The sequence below is a fragment of the Tardiphaga sp. genome (genome assembly GCF_044340795.1).
In the GTDB taxonomy this organism is placed as follows: Bacteria; Pseudomonadota; Alphaproteobacteria; order Rhizobiales; family Xanthobacteraceae; genus Tardiphaga.
In genome coordinates this window covers 1-2,924 of the sequence record NZ_JBIISY010000424.1, presented here as the reverse complement: position 1 = coordinate 2,924, position 2,924 = coordinate 1, and the positions used below count along the sequence as shown (strand labels likewise).

Here is a 2,924-nt window from a genome sequence, read left to right as displayed (position 1 = left end):
TGACCATTCTAGATAGGCAGGGATCAGCGCGGATTGCCAATCATTGGCGTGAACAAGGTGGGCCGACCATTCCCTGTCTATTGCGCCAAGAGCAATTTGGGCGGCGGCGTAAGAGAAGGTCGCGAAACGGACGTCGTTGTCCTGCCAATCTACTCCGCGTGTATCGCCATAAGGTGAGCCAGGGCGTTCGAACAGTTCGGGGCACATGACCACGTAGTAGGGCATGCCGTCGCGTGCATGTCCCTTTCCGATCCTGAATGCGGGAAGTCCAGCATGTGCGGACGAGTGGCCGATGACCTTGAGGTCGCCAAGTCCCCTTAGCACTTGAGGATAGCCAGGTACGACGATGCGAATGTCCGCGAGCGGTAGCAGAGCACGCGGTAGTGCTGATGACACGGCGGCAAGGCCGCCGACCTGCACAAAGTCGGACGTTTCCGGAGTCGCGTAGAGTATCCTCATCGCAAGCGACCCGAAGCAATTGTGATGTTCATTGGTGCCCCCAAGCGCCTGTGAGCGAGGCGCCGCACCGCACAAACTCCGAAGCAAAGCTTTGGTTCCGCGATGTTATTGCGAATCCCAGCCATTCTGGTTTGAGGTCGTTTTACGCCTATTTATGAGGCATCTTGACCAAACGAAAAGCCTCGCCGCGGAAAGACAAGGTGCCAAGTTGAAGCTGAAAGGGTTTGGGGAACGTCCGTATGGAAGGACTCTCCGACACTGAGATGGTTCAACGCCATCTAAAATCGGAAGGTTTGAACCGTCTTTTGATCCTCTGTGAGAGGGCCGCCTTAGCTTTTCGCCGACAAGGCTGCGGTCAGGCGCTTTTCGAGATCGGCATTGCGAGCTTCGATCGGGAGCTTGAAGATGTTATCAGAAGCCAGGATAGCTCGGGTATCGTCGGACTGGAGCTCGAAGATATTGCAATCTTCGAAAGAGCAGTGTGTGAAGGCCAGATTTTCGGTCTCGCTGTCAAGCAGGATGGTGCATTTTACGAATTCGCATTCGTCGTATCTTGCGAAAGCCAACTGCCCGCGGAAGTCCAACGTGCGGGCCTGAAATCGCTCCGCAAATATGATGCGCTCTTCAACGTATCGACTCACGCCATTAGTCCTTACGCAAATTATTCTTCATAGTGAGCCAGCTTTGTGAATCTTTAGGACGATCGAGGCCATCGAGCTTGTTCAGTTCCAAACACCTCAACGTTTCAGCTCGCTCCAATTGACCGGCTCACTCGGTCATCGCGAACCGCAAAGCGGCTCATCAGTCCGTAGACCCCCGACTATTCGGCACCGACGGACAAAAACGCAAAGCCTTCGAGGTAGCGGATCCGACTTGGAGCGCTCGATACTCTATCGGCACAGTCGATACAGCGTGCGGTGCGGCATCGCTTTCGAGAGCAGAACGTCTTTGTAAGGGCGCAGTGGAACGGAGCACCATTGATGCGGTTCTAACGCCCAACTGGAATCATTCAAGACAAAAGGCGTCACCCATGGCCAAATCGACCAAACGGCCGGATGCGGGCGCCACGATCCATGACCAGAAGCTGGCGCGGGGAGGAGGCGGAGAACTCCACCAGATCGCAGGGCCTCGCGACGAGACGCTCACAACCGCGCAGGGGGGGCCTGTTTTCGATGACCAGAACTCGCTCAAGATAGGTCCCCGCGGACCCACGTTGATTGAAGATTTTCACTTTCGCGAGAAGATCTTCCATTTCGATCACGAGCGGATCCCCGAGCGGGTTGTACACGCGCGCGGTTACGCAGCGCATGGCTTTTTCGAGAATTACAAATCCCTGGCGAAGTATACGCGCGCCGATTTATTTCAGCGCGCCGGGGAGCGCACGCCGGCCTTTGTCAGGTTTTCAACGGTGGCGGGCAGCAAGGGATCGTTCGATCTGGCACGCGACGTTCGCGGCTTTGCCGTCAAGCTCTATACGCAGGAGGGCAACTGGGACATCGTCGGCAACAACATTCCGGTGTTCTTTATTCAAGACGCGATTAAGTTTCCGGATCTCGTCCACGCTGTGAAGGAAGAACCGGACAGTGCGTTCCCGCAGGCGCAGTCGGCGCATGACAATTTCTGGGACTTCATATCGCTGACGCCGGAAAGCATGCATATGATTATGTGGACCATGTCCGACCGTGCGATCCCGCGCTCCTTCCGCTTCATGGAAGGCTTCGGCGTGCACACGTTCCGACTGGTCAACGCGAAAGACGAATCGACATTTGTAAAATTCCACTGGAAGCCAAAGCTTGGCCTGCAGTCGGTCTTGTGGAACGAGGCCGTCAAGATCAACGGTGCGGATCCCGACTTTCATCGTCGTGATCTATGGACAGCGATACAGTCGGGAAACTACCCCGAATGGGAACTGCAGGTTCAGTTGTTCGATCAGGCCTTCGCGGACGAGTTCGAATTTGACGTCCTCGATCCGACGAAACTCATCCCGGAAGAACTAGCGCCGCCTCTTCCGATTGGACGTCTTGTTCTCGACAGGATGCCTGACAATTTCTTTGCGGAGACGGAGCAGGTGGCGTTCATGACGCAGAATGTGCCGCCAGGTATTGATTTCTCGAACGATCCATTGCTGCAGGGCCGTAACTTCTCCTATCTCGACACCCAACTGAAGCGTCTCGGCAGTCCCAATTTCACGCATATCCCGATCAACGCGCCAAAGTGCCCGTTCGCCCATTTTCAACAGGACGGCCACATGGCCATGCGCAATCCTGCAGGGCGTGTCAATTATCAGCCGAATTCATTCGGCGTGGGGCCGCGGGAGTCTACGGCGAAGGGCTTCAAAAGTTATGCTGAAACGGAAGAGGGCCCCAAGCGCCGGTTGCGTCCCGAGAGTTTCGCAGACCATTACAGTCAGGCTCGTCAATTCTTCATTAGCCAGACGGAAGGCGAGCAGCAGCATATCGCTGCTG

The 2,924-nt window shown here is 55.7% G+C and carries 3 protein-coding genes; 2 read left to right on the top strand and 1 reads right to left on the bottom strand.

What is annotated here, in order from left to right; genetic code table 11:
* On the bottom strand, nucleotides 1-459 hold a 459-nt coding region (locus tag ACIQ17_RS32625), incomplete at its 3' end, for a glycogen/starch synthase (protein ID WP_398473710.1).
* 239 nt (nucleotides 460-698) lie between these two features.
* Here ACIQ17_RS32625 and ACIQ17_RS32620 point away from each other — a divergent pair.
* Together ACIQ17_RS32620 and ACIQ17_RS32615 are read left to right on the top strand one after the other, a co-directional pair.
* The gene (locus ACIQ17_RS32620) at nucleotides 699-1,133 is read left to right on the top strand and encodes a hypothetical protein (protein ID WP_398473708.1); all 435 of its coding nucleotides are present in this window, start codon (nucleotides 699-701) and stop codon (nucleotides 1,131-1,133) included.
* 356 nt (nucleotides 1,134-1,489) lie between these two features.
* Nucleotides 1,490-2,924 (top strand): catalase (locus ACIQ17_RS32615; RefSeq protein WP_398473707.1); only part of this gene is annotated, 1,435 nt, incomplete at its 3' end.

Excerpts from the sequence above, each read along its gene's own strand:
- ACIQ17_RS32620 (WP_398473708.1), top strand. The coding sequence starts at position 699 with ATGGAAGGACTCTCCGACACTGAGATGGTTCAACGCCATCTAAAATCG.